The sequence below is a fragment of the Undibacterium sp. Tian12W genome (assembly GCF_049339405.1).
Lineage (GTDB): Bacteria > Pseudomonadota > Gammaproteobacteria > Burkholderiales > Burkholderiaceae_D > Undibacterium.
In genome coordinates, this window is record NZ_JBMPPK010000008.1 from 82753 (window position 1) to 97094 (window position 14342).

The following is a 14342-nucleotide window of genomic DNA, read 5'->3' on the forward strand; positions in this document are numbered from 1 at the left end:
ATTGTAGGGCAAACGTATGGCAAACTGCTGGCTGCCTTCATAACAAGTGTAAATGCAGTGAAAAATCTCTCTTTTGAATGGCTGGTCGGCTTGCGTTATACGCGGGCAGGGCGGCGTAGTGGACGTAATGGCTTTATTTCTTTTATCTCGCTGATCTCGATGGCGGGTATAGGACTGGGTGTGGCAGCCATGATTGTTGTCATTTCAGTCATGAACGGTTTTCAGAAAGAAGTGCGGGACCGCATGTTGTCCGTACTGGCCCACGTCGAAGTCTTTGATGCCAGCGGTGCCTTGCCTGACTGGCGCTCAACGGCACTGGAAGTGCAAAAAAATCCGGCAGTCACGGGTACTGCACCCTATGTCGATGGTCAGGCCATGATCATCCGCGAAGATGTCATGCGCGGTGTTATTATCAGAGGCATCTTGCCGGAAGAAGAACCCAAGGTCTCGGATGTCGCCAGCAAGATCAAGTATGGTAAATGGGCAGACTTGAAGCCGGGCGAGTTCAATATCGTACTGGGTTCTGCGCTTGCCAGCAGCTTGCGGGTGCGCATAGGTGAAAAAATTACCCTGGCCGCACCAGAAGGGCAAATGACACCTGCAGGTGTCGTGCCCCGCTTGAAAGCTTTTAACGTGGTTGGGATATTTGAAGCTGGTCACTATGAATATGACTCTGGCATGGCGTTCATGCATATAGAAGATGCGCAAAAATTCTTCCGTCTGAGTTCTCCATCTGGTTTGCGTTTGCGTATCAAGGAAATGCTCAAGGCACCTCAAATTGCGCAAGAGTTGTCGCGTACCTTGTCGGGCGACTTGCTGATCCGTGACTGGTCGCAACAGAATAAAGTGTATTTTGCTGCAGTAAAAGCAGAAAAAACCATGATGTTCATCATCCTGACACTCATTGTCGCAGTGGCGGCCTTCAATCTGGTGTCCACGCTGGTCATGACGGTTACTGACAAACAGGCGGATATTGCTATCTTGCGTACCTTGGGTGCAGCACCTTCATCCATCATGAAAATATTTGTAATACAGGGAACGATAGTCGGTTGTCTTGGCACGCTATTGGGCGTCGGTATGGGTTTATTGATCTCTTTGAATATTGATGTCATCGTACCTGTCATAGAGCGCTTGCTGGGCATACAATTACTGTCAAAAGAAGTGTATGTCATCAGCAAGTTGCCATCTGACGTGCGATTATCCGATGTATTGACCATAGGCGGTGTAGCCCTGATCTGGGCTATGCTGGCTACCATTTACCCTAGCTGGCGTGCTTCACGCGTGAAACCTGCGGAGGCATTGCGTTATGAGTGATCAAGTATTGAACAAAGAAGAGAACAAACAAGTTAATAAGCAAGTTAATAAGCAAGAGGCAGTTTTATCTTGCATTGACCTGGGCAAGACTTTTTCTCAGGGGCTGGAATCTGTCAATGTTTTGAAAGAAATCAACCTCAGTGTTTTCAGAGGTGAACGGGTTGCCATCATAGGTGCTTCTGGCTGCGGTAAGTCCACGCTGCTGCATTTGCTGGGTGGCCTGGATACACCGAGCAAAGGTACTGTGACACTGCAAGGCAAGGATTTTGCCAGCCTGAGTGAGACGGCACGCGGCACTTTGCGTAATCATGCCCTTGGTTTTGTTTACCAGTTTCATCATTTGCTGCCTGAATTTTCAGCACTCGATAATGTCGCCATGCCACTTATCATTCGTCGCATGGCGCGGACTGAGGCGCAAAAAATAGCACAAGCCATTTTGGAAAAAGTAGGCCTCAGCCATAGACTCAAACATGTGCCGGGTGAGTTATCCGGTGGTGAACGCCAGCGCGTAGCATTGGCGCGCGCACTGGTCACCCAGCCTGCGTGTGTACTGGCAGATGAACCCACCGGTAATCTGGATGGCAGCACAGCCCAGCAGGTATTTGCCCTGATGCTGGAATTGTCGCGTACTCTGGGCACTGCTTTTGTTATCGTGACCCACGATGCAGAATTGGCCGGGCGTTGTGACCGTGTTTTCCGTTTAACTGATCGTGGACTGCAACAACAATAGAGTGACATGCAAAAGACCAGCAAAATGAAACTCAGGAGGCGTCATGGCACGTTCTCCATAGCTCATTTTTCTACCCGGCCAGGTAGCTGGCTGGTGTCTGGTCTGTTATTCGTATTGAATCCATCGGTATATGCGGCAGATACGGTAGAGCTGGTTTTACAACTGGAAACCTCGCTGACCAGCGACAGTAATCCTTTTCGCTTCTATGAGCAGACAACCAAACCAGTGCAGTCTGATCAAGGTGATCAGACTGTCCAGCCTGGTGTTGCAGATGACAGGCAGTTCCGCAATCGCGATAGTGTAACTGGCACCGATGTGCGTGCTGGTGCCATCATTCCCATTTTGTCGGACAGAACCCGCTTGATATTGACTGGCTCACTTGGTAACCGGCATTACAAAAACTATAAAGAACTCGATCACCACCTGACAGCCGGCGATGCCACGCTGCAATGGGCGGCAGGGCAAATTATTAACGGCCAAATCACGGCTGGTAAAGAAGACAGGTTATTTCAATACATCAATGGCAGTCTCACAGATAAAGATATCTCGCACCAAAAGCGTGCCTCTGCCAATGTCAATTTTAAACTGACTGATGAATGGTCCTTGAATGTCAGCCTGGACAGGGCTGGTCTGAGTTACGATTTGCCCTTGAATCAGTTATATAACTTTGACGAGCGCGGCAGGCAATTGAGTGGGCGCTATTATTCTCCAACTGGGTCAAGCGTTGAGGTAGGGACGCGTTTGTCTGAAACTAATTTTCCAGACCGCAATGAGCAGGATATCGCTGACCTCGACAAGGCATATAAAGAATCTGAAGTTTTTCTCGATACTGAGTGGCGTTACAGTAGCAAGTCTGTGACCAGTGCGCATCTAGGGGTGATCAGGCGCCAATACGACGTACTGACTGAGCGAAACACCAATTTGTCGAATATTCTTTTGCGTGGCACTTATCATTACTCGCCTAAAGTGCGGCTTGATTTGCAATTGTGGGATCGGCCATTTACCATTGTTGACCGCACTGTCGTTTATGTGCTGAGCAAGGCATTGCGCTTTGACGCGCAATGGAAGTATTCGGACAAATCACAGATGAATTTCTCCACGCTTTTTCAAAACAGCGATAATGTGTTAGTGCCTCGTCTGGCGACACTGGCTGATGGCACCTCGCGCAAGGAGAAATTGATACGCGTCGGTTTGGGGGGGGCTTATGAGTTTGAGCGGGGCTTCCGCTTGGTGTTTGATAGTTTTTATGAAAAAGTCCAGCGTGAATCTGATGGTGTTAATCTGAAGCAGGCCGTGATCAAACTGGGCCTGGAATATACCTACGAAAATTTACCGGGGAGTAATTCGCGTATGGGTTTGAAACGCTACCAGCATTCCCTGAGTGCTTCGGATAGTTTGCGCTGATCATGGGGCTGACACAAAAATTAAGCCGCTTTGCGGCGCGCCACACAGCAAATCGCTGGTTGCCACTCAATAAGGGCCGGGGGGTGGTCAGTTTCAGTTTTGATGATGTACCAGCCAGTGCCTGTCATCAGGGTGCCATGCTGCTGGAGTTGTATCAGGCCCGTGGTACTTTCTATATATGTGGCAGCCTGACTGGTGGTGTCGAGCAAAATCAGCCTTGTCATAGCGTACAAGACTTGCAGCGCTTGCTACAAAACGAGCATGAAATTGGTTGTCACACCTACTCACATACTAATTGCGCCAATGCTTCTTCCGATTTTTTAGTGGCTGACTGGGAACGCAATCAGGCTTTTTTCAAGCAAAACAATATCGCTAATCACGGCTTTGCTTTTCCTTTTGGTGCCTATGACCTGGGTAGCAAGCTGGCCGCAACCAAACGCTTCTCATATAACCGCATTACTGGTGGTGGCACCCAGACTGGCCGTGCAGACTTGTCAGCATTGCGTGCGCAAGCCCTGTATTCTGCGAACAACAATCAGGATGAGATTGGTGCACTGATCAAACACACTGCCTCAACAGGTGGCTGGTTGATTTTGTATAGCCATGAAGTCAGTGAAACACCTGGCCCATGGGGGGCAACGCCTGCTTTGTTGGAAAGCGCCTTGCAGACAGCAACACAGGAAAGTTGCCAGATATTGCCAGTGCAAAAAGCAATTGATTTTTTTCTTTCCTGACGGTGCACATGGTTTTTACTCAATTCAGACTTGGGTAAGTTACAATTCTTGCGGTTTTAATCTTAATTTCTAGGTAGCAGACAACATCCATGAGCCAACATAGCCAGTTTACCCTGCTGTCACAGCGCCGTTTTGCCCCTTTCTTCTGGACGCAATTTCTTGGCGCATTCAATGACAATGTATTCAAGACGGCCTTGCTGACCATACTGACCTATGACGCATTGTCCTGGACGGACATGAATGTTGGGTTGCTGAATAACTTGATCCCCGGCTTATTCATTTTGCCCTTCGTGCTGTTCTCAGCAACCTCAGGACAATTGGCTGATAAATTTGAAAAAGGCCGCATGGCCCGCAATGTCAAATTGCTCGAAATCGGCATCATGCTGGTTGCTGCAGTTGGCTGGCAAACACATAATTTATGGCTTTTGATTGCCGCTGTTTGCGGCATGGGTATACATTCCACCTTGTTTGGCCCGGTCAAGTATGCCTACTTGCCTCAGCATCTGAAGACTGATGAACTGGTCGGTGGCAATGGTCTGATAGAAATGGGTACCTTTGTCGGCATTTTGCTCGGCGAAATTCTCGGTGCCATGCTGGTTGTACACAAACCATGGGGTACTGAGTTAGTAGCAGGTGGCGCGATAGTTGTTGCCATCATGGGGTATCTGGCGGCATTGCGTATCCCTGATTCGCCAGCCCCAGCGCCAGAATTGAAAATTAACTGGAACCCGGCGACTGAAACCATCAGGAACATCAGCTTTAGCAAACAAAACCGTCCTGTATTTTTATCTCTGCTGGGTAATTCCTGGTTCTGGTTCTATGGTGCCATCGTATTGGCACAATTCCCTTTGTATGCCAAAAATTACCTGCATGGCGATCACAGTGTCTTCGTGCTTTTGCTGACTATATTCTCTTTCGGTATAGGTGCTGGTTCTTTGTTATGTGAGAAACTATCTGGCCATAAGGTGGAGATAGGTTTGGTGCCGTTTGGTGCCATCGGTTTGTCGGTATTTGGTTTTGATTTGTATTTATCCAGCCTCAGCTATACCAATGTGGCGACGGTCGGTGCTATGGAGTTCGTCAAGCAAGCTGGGAGTTTGCATATCCTGTTCGACATCACAATGATAGGTATCTTCGGTGGTTTATACATCGTGCCTTTGTTTGCCCTGATACAGACGCGCTGCGACCCAAAACATCTGTCACGCACGATCGCCGGTATGAACATCCTGAACGCTTTGTTCATGGTAGTTGCTTCATTGTCTGCAGTGGCCATGCTGGAAAAAGGCTTCACGATACCGCAAATCTTCATGGCGACCGCCATCCTGAATGCCATCGTCGCGATCTACATATTCAGCCTGGTGCCAGAATTCTTGATGCGGTTTATTGCCTGGATATTGATACACACCATATACAAGGTCAAAACCATTAATACTCAGCGACTGCCTGATGAAGGTGCGGGCATTCTGGTCTGTAACCATGTCAGCTACATGGATGCCATCGTCATCATGGCATCAAGCCCGAGGCCAGTGCGCTTTGTCATGGATCACCGTATTTTCAAAATACCTTTCCTGTCCTGGGTATTCCGTACTGCCAAGGCCATTCCTATCGCTCCAGCCAAAGAAGATCCATGGTTGATGGAAAAGTCTTTTATCGATGTAGCTCAGGCTTTGCATGAAGGCGACTTGGTATGTATTTTCCCTGAGGGTAAATTGACCGCGACAGGGGAATTGAATGAATTCAAAGGCGGCATTATGAAAATACTGGAACGTAGCCCTGTTCCTGTTTATCCACTAGCTTTGCGTGGGCTATGGGGCAGTGTATTTTCACGAGATAAAAGTAATTCCTTTGGTCGCGCATTCCGTCAGGGGCCATTTTCCAAGTTGGAACTGGTTGTGGGCGAGGTCATGCAGCCTCAGGATGTGACGCCTCAAGCGTTGCAGGAAAAGGTCAGTGAGTTGCGTGGTGAATGGAAATAAAGTGCTCTGCTCAGTTTGACAAAGCCACCCACGGCTGGACTATGACAGAAAATTTTGGCACCTTAGGGTGCCAATTTTTTTGTGGTGAAATAATTTTCAACTCTCTCTATGATTTGTAAGCCGATTTACAACAAATTATTTATATAATATTCAATTCGCTTGACATACCTTGGTAAGGAATTAATACTTAATACGCAATTTAACATTTTTTATAAAAGTTAGCTTGTACTGTGTAATTAGTCTGCTTGATAGTTCTTTCAGGGAATGACGACTACACATGGTTGTGATGCACTTGTTTGGTGCATGGGACCGCAGACCATGTACCTAAGCACATAAAATCTGCGCAATCATAGGAAATTTTGATAATGAATATCCAAGCTGAAAAAAATCAAGCGAAGGCTGATGTTATGGGAATGAAGATTGCACGCGAATTGAGTGAGCAGGAAATATTGATGGTTTCTGGTGGTGATAATAGTGATGGCGGACAAAACCACGATCCAAGTGCAGGTGAGGAACCACCTCCAGGTTATGTTCCTTATCCATGGGAGTTGCCTAAACCTTAATGGTTTCGTTATGGGTTCTACTCGACTGAACTCATGAGCAGCTAAAAAAATGGCACCCAAATTTGGGTGCCATTTTCAATTGCCGCCAGCTATTTATTGATTACAAAATCTCGCTCGCGTGATCTGCCAGGCGCGAACGTTCACCACGAGCCAGTGTCACATGACCGCTATGCGCCCAGCCTTTGAATCTGTCTACGACATAAGTCAAACCGCTGGAACCTTCAGTCAGGTATGGCGTATCGATCTGGGCAATATTGCCCAGGCAGATGATCTTAGTGCCAGGACCTGCGCGTGTTACCAGCGTCTTGACCTGTTTCGGTGTCAAATTCTGCGCTTCGTCGATGATGAGGAATTTATTGACGAAAGTACGGCCACGCATGAAGTTCAGTGACTTGATCTTGATCTTCGAACGTATCAAATCCTGAGTGGCTGCACGACCCCAGTCACCGGCATCATTGTCAGACTTGTTGAGCACTTCCAGATTGTCGTCAAAAGCACCCATCCATGGCGACATTTTTTCTTCCTCTGTACCCGGCAGGAAACCTATGTCTTCGCCTACAGGCACAGTAACGCGCGTGACGATGATTTCATTATAGGTTTTGGTTTCCAGTACTTGCGCCAAACCTGCAGCCAAAGCCAGCAAGGTCTTGCCTGTACCTGCCTGACCGAGCAGGGTAACGAAATCGCATTCAGGGTCCATCAACAGATTCAATGCAAAGTTTTGCTCGCGGTTGCGTGATGTGATGCCCCAGACGCTATGCTTGATATGGCCATAGTCGCGCAAAGTTTGCAGCACTGCAGTCTTGCCGTTGATCTGCCTTACCTGGCCATAGAAAGAGGCTTCACCGTTCTTGGGTTCCAGATACACGAACTGGTTCACCAGCAACGAAGGGATGACCGGGCCAGTAATACGGTAGAAAGTCGTGCTCAGGCCATTGCGGTTTTCTTGCCAGGTTTCTATACCCTTGCCGTGCTTGTTCCAGAAGTCGTCAGGCAATTGTACTATGCCTGAATACAGCAGATCAGAATCTTCCAGCACATGATCATTGAAATAATCTTCGGCAGGCAGGCCCATGGCACGCGCCTTGATGCGCATATTGATGTCTTTCGACACCAGTACCACAGGGCGACCAGGCATTTCTGTTTCCAGGGCGCGTACGACCCCAAGGATCTGGTTATCTGCCTTGCCTTTTGGCAGGCCAACTGGCAAGTCTGCACTTTGCAGCTTGGTCTGGAAGTACAGATGGCCCTTGGCATCTTTGTTGCCCAGTTTGGACAACAAGATACCTTTTTCTATATCGTGATGGTCGATATCACCTACCAGCGCATCCAGCGAACGCGATACCTGGCGCGCATTGCGGGCAACTTCAGACATGCCTTTCTTGTGATCATCCAGTTCTTCCAGAGTGATCATAGGCAGGTAAACATCATGCTCTTCAAAACGGAACAGGGATGACGGGTCATGCATCAGGACATTGGTATCAAGCACAAACAACTTGGTAGTACCTGACTTGTCTGCAGCACGGCTGGTGCCCGACTTGACGCGGCTGTCCTGCGGCGTTTTGGCCTTGTTTGCTGCAACAAGCGGCAAGGTTTTTGCAATAACGGCTGGTGCCACTTTTTCTGCAACCGCTTTACTGACGACTGCTGGTACAGGTGCGGCTTTTTTTCTTTGTGGTGCGGGTGCTACATCAATAGCTTTGATTTTCTCTGGCGTTGCGGATTTTATTGTTTTGGCTGGTTTGCCTTTTTCTGCCTTCGGATAATCCTTGGGAGAAAGCAGTGCTGCTGGCTTGGTCGGCATTTTTGGCAATGGCATGAAAACCTCAATCAAAAAGTGAGAGCTGAAAAGTTAAAAGCCGCTAAGCACATACCAGCATTGCTGCTGGCACTGTCTTTTGCGGCTTTTATCAAGAGTAATTCTGGAGAGTTCAATTAAGTTTGGGCGCTCACAAATTCGAGTACTTCATCTACGTGTCCTGCTACTTTGACTCCACGCCATTCTTTCACTAATTTACCGTTGCCGTCAATCACAAATGTGCTGCGCTCTATGCCGCGCACTTGTTTGCCGTACATGTTCTTCATTTTCATGACATTGAACAACAGGCATAAAGTTTCGTCAGGGTCAGAAATCAGTTCGAAAGGCAGGTCTAATTTATTTTTGAAACCATCATGAGAGCGCAGGCTGTCACGGCTGACACCAAAAACCACAGAATTAGCTTGCTGGAATTGCGGGTGCAGGTCACGGAAGGCGATGCTTTCCGTGGTGCAACCGGGAGTGTTGTCTTTTGGGTAAAAATAAATAATGATATTTTTACCAACGTGATCATTTAATTGAAACGCTTTGTCGCCAGTCATGACGGCGGAAAATTCTGGTACCTGGCAATTTAGTGCAGAAGGGGTCTCAGCCACTTTCATCTCCTTGGTTAGGGGTGGAGAAATGTTGCTGACTGACTAGATCAGGGCGACCAACTCTCCGGAACGACCTGGCAAGCTTGCCCATGACAATGGACGTGTCGGTAAGTCACTATTCTTGATGGACGCATAGTAGTCCGCCATGGAAATACAACGATAACCTTGCTTGTGCCAGCCTGTCAGCAATTCCTCGAATATGGGGGCGAGTTTTTGTCCTTCAAGCTCTGCATGTAAGGTAAATACATGATCTTTTGGATTTGCTGTCAGTTTCAGTATATTGGCAGCGATATTTGACTCACTAATGACATTGCCAGTGATGTCGCGCCCCAGCAACTCATCGAGAGTTGGCAGGGTAGTTGGCATCTGTATGCAGGACATGACATTGCTACCCACTTGCAGACGGTAGGGGCCAGCGTCTGCATTGGCGAGGCTGCCATCATCATTGAGCATGGCGCGCCCGTCAGAAGCGTATTGCATGCCAAACTGGTCAAGCTGGGCAAAAGCGTGATCATTCATTTGCCAGCCTGCAGCACCATGGGTTTTTGGTGTGACACCAAAAATTTGCTGGAAGCGCTGCTGGGCTTGCTGCATTTGTTTGCGTGTCCAGTCAAGATCGCGGACGCGCACATTGTCTTGCCAGACCACATGGTCCCAGGTATGGATGCCGCATTCAAAACCTGCATCACGCACTGCCTGCATTTCGGTCGTGCAACTGCCGATATCCGGGGCTGGCAGAAAAACACCATACATCAGGGTCTTGAAGCCATAATGCTCCAAAACCGATGTGCGCGACACTTTTTGGAAAAAACCAGGGCGAAATGCCCTGCGCAAGGCCCAGCCTGTGTGGTCCTTGCCCAAAGAAAACAGGAAAGTTGCGCCTGCATTATGCTTCTTGAGAATGCGCACCAGATTAGGTACGCCTTCTTTGGTGCCGCGATAGGTATCGACGTCGATCTTGAGAACGATGGTAGGCATGTAGTCCAGTATTAGTCCATCAAGGCGCGTGCTTCAGCTACCTGGCTGCGATAAGCATCAAAAATATTGCGCATGGTGTCTGGCATCGTGGTTACTGGCTTCCAGCCCAGTTCTTCACAGGTGTTGGTGATTTTTGGAACGCGGTTTTGCACGTCCTGGTAACCTTTGCCGTAGTAGGCTGCAGAAGTGGTTTCTGTAAGTTCTACTTTTTTGGCTGTTTCAGCGTACTCAGGATATTCAGCCGCCAGATCAAGCATCATGTGAGCTAGTTCGCGAATGGAGAAATTATTGGTCGGGTTGCCGATGTTATAGATCTTGCCACTGGCTACGCCGTTTTTGTTATCGATAATGCGCATCAGTGCATCAATACCGTCGTCGATATAGGTGAAAGCACGTTTTTGCGCGCCGCCATCGACCAGGGAAATATTTTCACCACGGACGATATGGCCAAAGAATTGCGTCACAACACGTGAGCTGCCTTCTTTTGGTGTGTGGATATTATCCAGACCAGCACCGATCCAGTTGAATGGGCGGAACAGAGTGAAGTTCAGGCCTTCCATGCCATAGCCCCAGATCACGCGGTCCATCAATTGCTTGGCGCAAGAATAAATCCAGCGTGGTTTATTGATAGGGCCGCAGATCAGTTCAGATTCTTCTGGATCGAATTCTTCATCATGGCACATGCCATAAACTTCAGAAGTAGATGGGAATACCAGATGCTTGCCATATTTTGCAGCGGAGCGAACGATAGGCAGATTGGCTTCAAAGTCCAGCTCAAACACGCGCAAAGGCTGTTTGACGTATGTGGAAGGTGTAGCGATCGCCACCAGAGGCAGGATGACGTCGCACTTTTTGACATGGTATTCCACCCATTCTTTATTAATGGTGATGTCACCTTCAAAGAAATGCATGCGTGGGTGATTGATCATGTCGCCCAGACGCTCGGTTTGCATGTCCATGCCATACACTTCCCAGTCTGTGGTTTCCAGAATGCGCTTGGACAGATGGTGACCGATAAAACCGTTCACGCCAAGTATGAGGACTTTTTTCATAATGAATTCTTTTTAAAGTAAATGTTGATTGCCAGTTCAGATGCGCAAAACAAAGGCTTATGCCGCTTGCTTCAATAGGGCCGCCAATTCCTGCGTTCCCACGATTTTGCCATCCATTAACAATTCAATAATATGCAGTGCCCGGCCATCGCCGCACACGCCAAGGACGATATTATCTACTACATGTAAGCCTGTCGGCAAATTTGCAGTATCAGATTTGGATAAGCGTGCTTTTCCGATAACAAAACGATGGCCAGCCTGGTCGGTAAATGCACCAGGGTAGGGCGGGGCAACGGCTCTGTGCAGGTTGTACACTTGCTGGGCAGTCTGTTGCCAGTTGATACGTCCGTCTTCCGGTTTGCGGCCACCGAAGTAACTACCGGCAGATAAATCGTTGGGCAAACGCCTGGCGGTACCAGCGATCAAATCCGGTAACGCGGCCCACAGGCATTGCTCTGCTGCCACAGTCAATTTGCCAAATACTTCATAGGCTGTGTCATCCGGCAAAATAGGTGCTGATACTTGAGCAAGAATGTCACCGGCATCAGGTTTCAAGGCCATTTCATGCAGGGTGGCACCAGTTTCAGTTTCACCATGCAAGACTGCCCAGTTGACTGGTACACGCCCACGGTATTTAGGCAGCAAAGAACCATGCAGGTTGTAAGCTCCGCGTTTGGCCAGTGCCAATACATCCAGCGGCAACATGTGGCGATAATAAAAGCTGAAAATGAAATCAGGCGCTATGGCTGCGACCTGTTCTTTCAGCTCTGCTGATTTTGTATCATCTGGTGTGATGCAAGGTATGCCTTGCTCACGGCAAAGATCGGCCACTGATTCAAACCAGATGGTTTCTGCCGGGTTGTCAGTGTGACTGACGACCAGTTTGACATCTATACCGCGTGCCAGCAAAGTCTTGATGCAACGCACGCCTACACTGTGATAGGCAAAAACCACCGCTTTTACCACTTCTGTTGCAGGGGATACTGATGGTGTCATCTCTGCTTTCTTAATTAACTTCAGGCAAATCTGCGCTGGATTGCTCAAGTATGGTTTGCACCACATAACGTGGGCGACCACGCACTTGCTGGTAAATCCGGCCTACGTATTCGCCCAGCAAACCTATGCCAAACAGTATTACTCCCATCAGGAAAAAGGCGATGGCAAACAAGGTGAACAGGCCTTCCGCTTCTGCACCCAGTACAAAGCGGCGTATCAGCAACAGCAAAACCAGGGCGCCAGACAAGACTGACAGCACCATACCCAGCATGGAGAACCATTGCAAAGGCATGATGGAAAACCCCGTCATCAAATCGAAATTCAGGCGTATCAGGCTGTACAGTGAATATTTTGATTCACCGGCTGAGCGTTCTTCATGTTCAACCGTAATTTCGGTAGGTTTGCGCGCAAATGTATATGCCAGGGCAGGGACGAAGGTATTCACTTCACTGCACTGATTAATCAGGTTAATCACATTGCGGCCATAGGCGCGCAACATGTTGCCTTGATCAGTGATCTTGATGCGCGTGATCTTCTCGCGGAAGCGGTTCATCGCCTTGGATGCATAAGTACGCCAGGCAGAATCCTGGCGTTTGCGGCGTATGGAACCTACATAATCATAGCCTTCGCGCATCTTATCAACGAGGGCACCGATTTCTTCTGGCGGATTTTGCAAATCCGCATCCAAGGTGACAACAATCTCACCACGCGTAGCTTCAAATCCAGCCAGAATAGCCATGTGCTGGCCATAATTGCCATTGAACAGCACGACACGGGTTACATCCGGGCGCAGGCGATACTGGTCAGCCAGCAAGGCAGGCGTGTTATCGCGACTGCCATCGTTGACAAAGACTATTTCATAGCTGACACCACGTGCTGCCAGCGTATCAAGCGCCGGGTACAGGCGTTCAAACAGCTTGGCCAGGCCAGCTTCTTCGTTATATACGGGTATGACAACAGAGAGTTCGGGTTTCATTGGTATTGTTTTGCCGATTTCAGAGAAGGCAGGATTTTACCGCAGACACGACTCTTTCGACATCTTCTGTGTTCATCGAAGGAAATAGTGGCAAAGTAACAATCTGTTTGCCTATGCGTTCTGCAATCGGGAACATGCCATCAGTAAAGCCGCGCTCGCGGTACATACTGAATAAATGAATGGCGCGATAGTGATAACCCAGGCCAATTTGTTGATCCAGCATTTGCTGCATGAAAGTCGCACGATTGACACTTTCTGGCAAGACCAGGTGGAACATATGCCAGTTACTGTTTTCAAAGTCGGCAACGGGCAACTCTGCGCCTGTCTTTTGTTCAAAGTCAGTACCAAAGCTGGTGAAATAGTGCTTTGCCAGGGCTGCACGCTTGGCATTAAACTCTGCCAGATGTTTCATTTGCCCCAGACCTATGGCAGCGGCAATATCGGTCATATTGTATTTACCACCGAGTACATCCACATCTATACCATCCAGCCCACTGCGCGTCACGCCTTGCAGCCTGTATTTTTCGGCCAGACGTACTTCTTCTGCGTTATTCAAGACCAGGCAGCCACCTTCGCCTGTCATGATGTTTTTGTTGACCTGGAAGCTGAATGAAGCAAAGTCGCCGAAAGAGCCTATGCGCTTGCCTTTCCAGCTGGAACCTATGGCTTGCGCCGCATCTTCTATAACGCGCAATTTATATTTTTCGGCGATGGAATATAGCTTATCCATATCGCAAGGCAGGCCGCACATGTGCACGGGGATGATGGCCTTGGTACGTGGTGTGATCACGGCTTCGACTTTGTCGAGATCGATATTATGTGTTTTTGGATCAATGTCAGCAAACACCGGCGTCGCACCAGTTTCTATGATGACATTGGCGGTTGCCACCCATGAATTTGGTGTCGTGATCACTTCATCGCCCGCACCTATGCCTGCTATGCGCAGGGCTATTTCCATGGTGCAGGTGCCAGAATTGAAAGTACGCACTGAACGGCCACCAAAATATTCAGACAATTGCGCTTCCAAAGCTTGAACTTTAGGACCACTGGTCAACCAGCCAGAACGCAAGACTTCTGTGACGGCGGCGATGGTTTCTTCATCGATAGTCGGTTTGGTGAATGGCAGGAATTTGGATGTGTCACTCATGGTGAACCTTTCAATAAAACAAAGCTATTCTTATGGAATATGAGGGGCGCCAATGTAGCA

The 14342-nt window shown here is 48.6% G+C and carries 13 protein-coding genes; 6 read left to right on the forward strand and 7 right to left on the reverse strand.

Annotation, left to right across the window (positions count from 1 at the left end; all coding sequences use genetic code 11):
• Window positions 1–57 precede the first annotated feature (57 nt).
• The 6 genes from ACO0LI_RS11635 to ACO0LI_RS11660 all read left to right on the forward strand — a co-directional run bounded on the left by ACO0LI_RS11635 (window position 58) and on the right by ACO0LI_RS11660 (window position 6721).
• The gene (locus ACO0LI_RS11635; RefSeq protein WP_423032681.1) at window positions 58–1314 is read left to right on the forward strand and encodes a lipoprotein-releasing ABC transporter permease subunit; all 1257 of its coding nucleotides are present in this window, start codon (window positions 58–60) and stop codon (window positions 1312–1314) included.
• Window positions 1307–2044, forward strand: a complete 738-nt coding sequence (gene lolD, locus ACO0LI_RS11640; RefSeq protein WP_423032682.1) for a lipoprotein-releasing ABC transporter ATP-binding protein LolD — start codon at window positions 1307–1309, stop codon at window positions 2042–2044. Before ACO0LI_RS11635 ends, lolD begins: the two co-directional genes overlap by 8 nt.
• 6 nt (window positions 2045–2050) lie before the next feature.
• Window positions 2051–3448, forward strand: coding sequence for a hypothetical protein (locus ACO0LI_RS11645; RefSeq protein ID WP_423032683.1), 1398 nt, complete (start codon window positions 2051–2053; stop codon window positions 3446–3448).
• 2 nt (window positions 3449–3450) lie between these two features.
• Window positions 3451–4182, forward strand: coding sequence for a polysaccharide deacetylase family protein (locus ACO0LI_RS11650; protein WP_422949769.1), 732 nt, complete (start codon window positions 3451–3453; stop codon window positions 4180–4182).
• Between the two features lie 89 nt (window positions 4183–4271).
• The gene (locus ACO0LI_RS11655; protein ID WP_423032684.1) at window positions 4272–6158 is read left to right on the forward strand and encodes an MFS transporter; all 1887 of its coding nucleotides are present in this window, start codon (window positions 4272–4274) and stop codon (window positions 6156–6158) included.
• 365 nt (window positions 6159–6523) lie between these two features.
• Entirely contained in the window at window positions 6524–6721 is a 198-nt protein-coding gene (locus ACO0LI_RS11660) for a hypothetical protein (protein ID WP_162041255.1), read from the forward strand.
• Window positions 6722–6821: 100 nt separating this feature from the next.
• Here ACO0LI_RS11660 and ACO0LI_RS11665 read toward each other — a convergent pair whose 3' ends face one another.
• The 7 genes from ACO0LI_RS11665 to ACO0LI_RS11695 form a co-directional block, all read right to left on the reverse strand.
• Window positions 6822–8540: a PhoH family protein gene (locus ACO0LI_RS11665; protein WP_423032685.1), complete on the reverse strand. Its 1719-nt coding sequence runs from the start codon at window positions 8538–8540 to the stop codon at window positions 6822–6824.
• Between the two features lie 116 nt (window positions 8541–8656).
• Window positions 8657–9139 (reverse strand): peroxiredoxin, encoded by a 483-nt coding sequence (locus tag ACO0LI_RS11670; protein ID WP_423032686.1) that lies wholly within the window; start codon window positions 9137–9139, stop codon window positions 8657–8659.
• Between the two features lie 36 nt (window positions 9140–9175).
• Complete coding sequence (locus ACO0LI_RS11675) at window positions 9176–10111, reverse strand: polysaccharide deacetylase family protein (protein ID WP_423032687.1); 936 nt, start codon at window positions 10109–10111, stop codon at window positions 9176–9178.
• Between the two features lie 11 nt (window positions 10112–10122).
• Window positions 10123–11163: a bifunctional UDP-4-keto-pentose/UDP-xylose synthase gene (locus tag ACO0LI_RS11680; protein WP_110253336.1), complete on the reverse strand. Its 1041-nt coding sequence runs from the start codon at window positions 11161–11163 to the stop codon at window positions 10123–10125.
• A gap of 57 nt (window positions 11164–11220) precedes the next feature.
• A complete protein-coding gene (locus tag ACO0LI_RS11685) occupies window positions 11221–12159 on the reverse strand; it encodes a formyltransferase (RefSeq protein WP_423032688.1) in 939 nt (312 codons plus the stop codon).
• A gap of 10 nt (window positions 12160–12169) precedes the next feature.
• Window positions 12170–13135 (reverse strand): glycosyltransferase, encoded by a 966-nt coding sequence (locus tag ACO0LI_RS11690; protein WP_423032689.1) that lies wholly within the window; start codon window positions 13133–13135, stop codon window positions 12170–12172.
• 19 nt (window positions 13136–13154) lie between these two features.
• Window positions 13155–14282 (reverse strand): DegT/DnrJ/EryC1/StrS family aminotransferase, encoded by a 1128-nt coding sequence (locus ACO0LI_RS11695; RefSeq protein ID WP_423032690.1) that lies wholly within the window; start codon window positions 14280–14282, stop codon window positions 13155–13157.
• Window positions 14283–14342 lie beyond the last annotated feature (60 nt).

Excerpts from the sequence above, each read along its gene's own strand:
- lolD (WP_423032682.1), top strand. The coding sequence starts at position 1,307 with ATGAGTGATCAAGTATTGAACAAAGAAGAGAACAAACAAGTTAATAAG.
- ACO0LI_RS11645 (WP_423032683.1), top strand. The coding sequence starts at position 2,051 with ATGCAAAAGACCAGCAAAATGAAACTCAGGAGGCGTCATGGCACGTTC.
- ACO0LI_RS11650 (WP_422949769.1), top strand. The coding sequence starts at position 3,451 with ATGGGGCTGACACAAAAATTAAGCCGCTTTGCGGCGCGCCACACAGCA.
- ACO0LI_RS11655 (WP_423032684.1), top strand. The coding sequence starts at position 4,272 with ATGAGCCAACATAGCCAGTTTACCCTGCTGTCACAGCGCCGTTTTGCC.
- ACO0LI_RS11660 (WP_162041255.1), top strand. The coding sequence starts at position 6,524 with ATGAATATCCAAGCTGAAAAAAATCAAGCGAAGGCTGATGTTATGGGA.
- ACO0LI_RS11665 (WP_423032685.1), bottom strand. The coding sequence starts at position 8,540 with ATGCCATTGCCAAAAATGCCGACCAAGCCAGCAGCACTGCTTTCTCCC.
- ACO0LI_RS11670 (WP_423032686.1), bottom strand. The coding sequence starts at position 9,139 with ATGAAAGTGGCTGAGACCCCTTCTGCACTAAATTGCCAGGTACCAGAA.
- ACO0LI_RS11675 (WP_423032687.1), bottom strand. The coding sequence starts at position 10,111 with ATGCCTACCATCGTTCTCAAGATCGACGTCGATACCTATCGCGGCACC.
- ACO0LI_RS11680 (WP_110253336.1), bottom strand. The coding sequence starts at position 11,163 with ATGAAAAAAGTCCTCATACTTGGCGTGAACGGTTTTATCGGTCACCAT.
- ACO0LI_RS11685 (WP_423032688.1), bottom strand. The coding sequence starts at position 12,159 with ATGACACCATCAGTATCCCCTGCAACAGAAGTGGTAAAAGCGGTGGTT.
- ACO0LI_RS11690 (WP_423032689.1), bottom strand. The coding sequence starts at position 13,135 with ATGAAACCCGAACTCTCTGTTGTCATACCCGTATATAACGAAGAAGCT.
- ACO0LI_RS11695 (WP_423032690.1), bottom strand. The coding sequence starts at position 14,282 with ATGAGTGACACATCCAAATTCCTGCCATTCACCAAACCGACTATCGAT.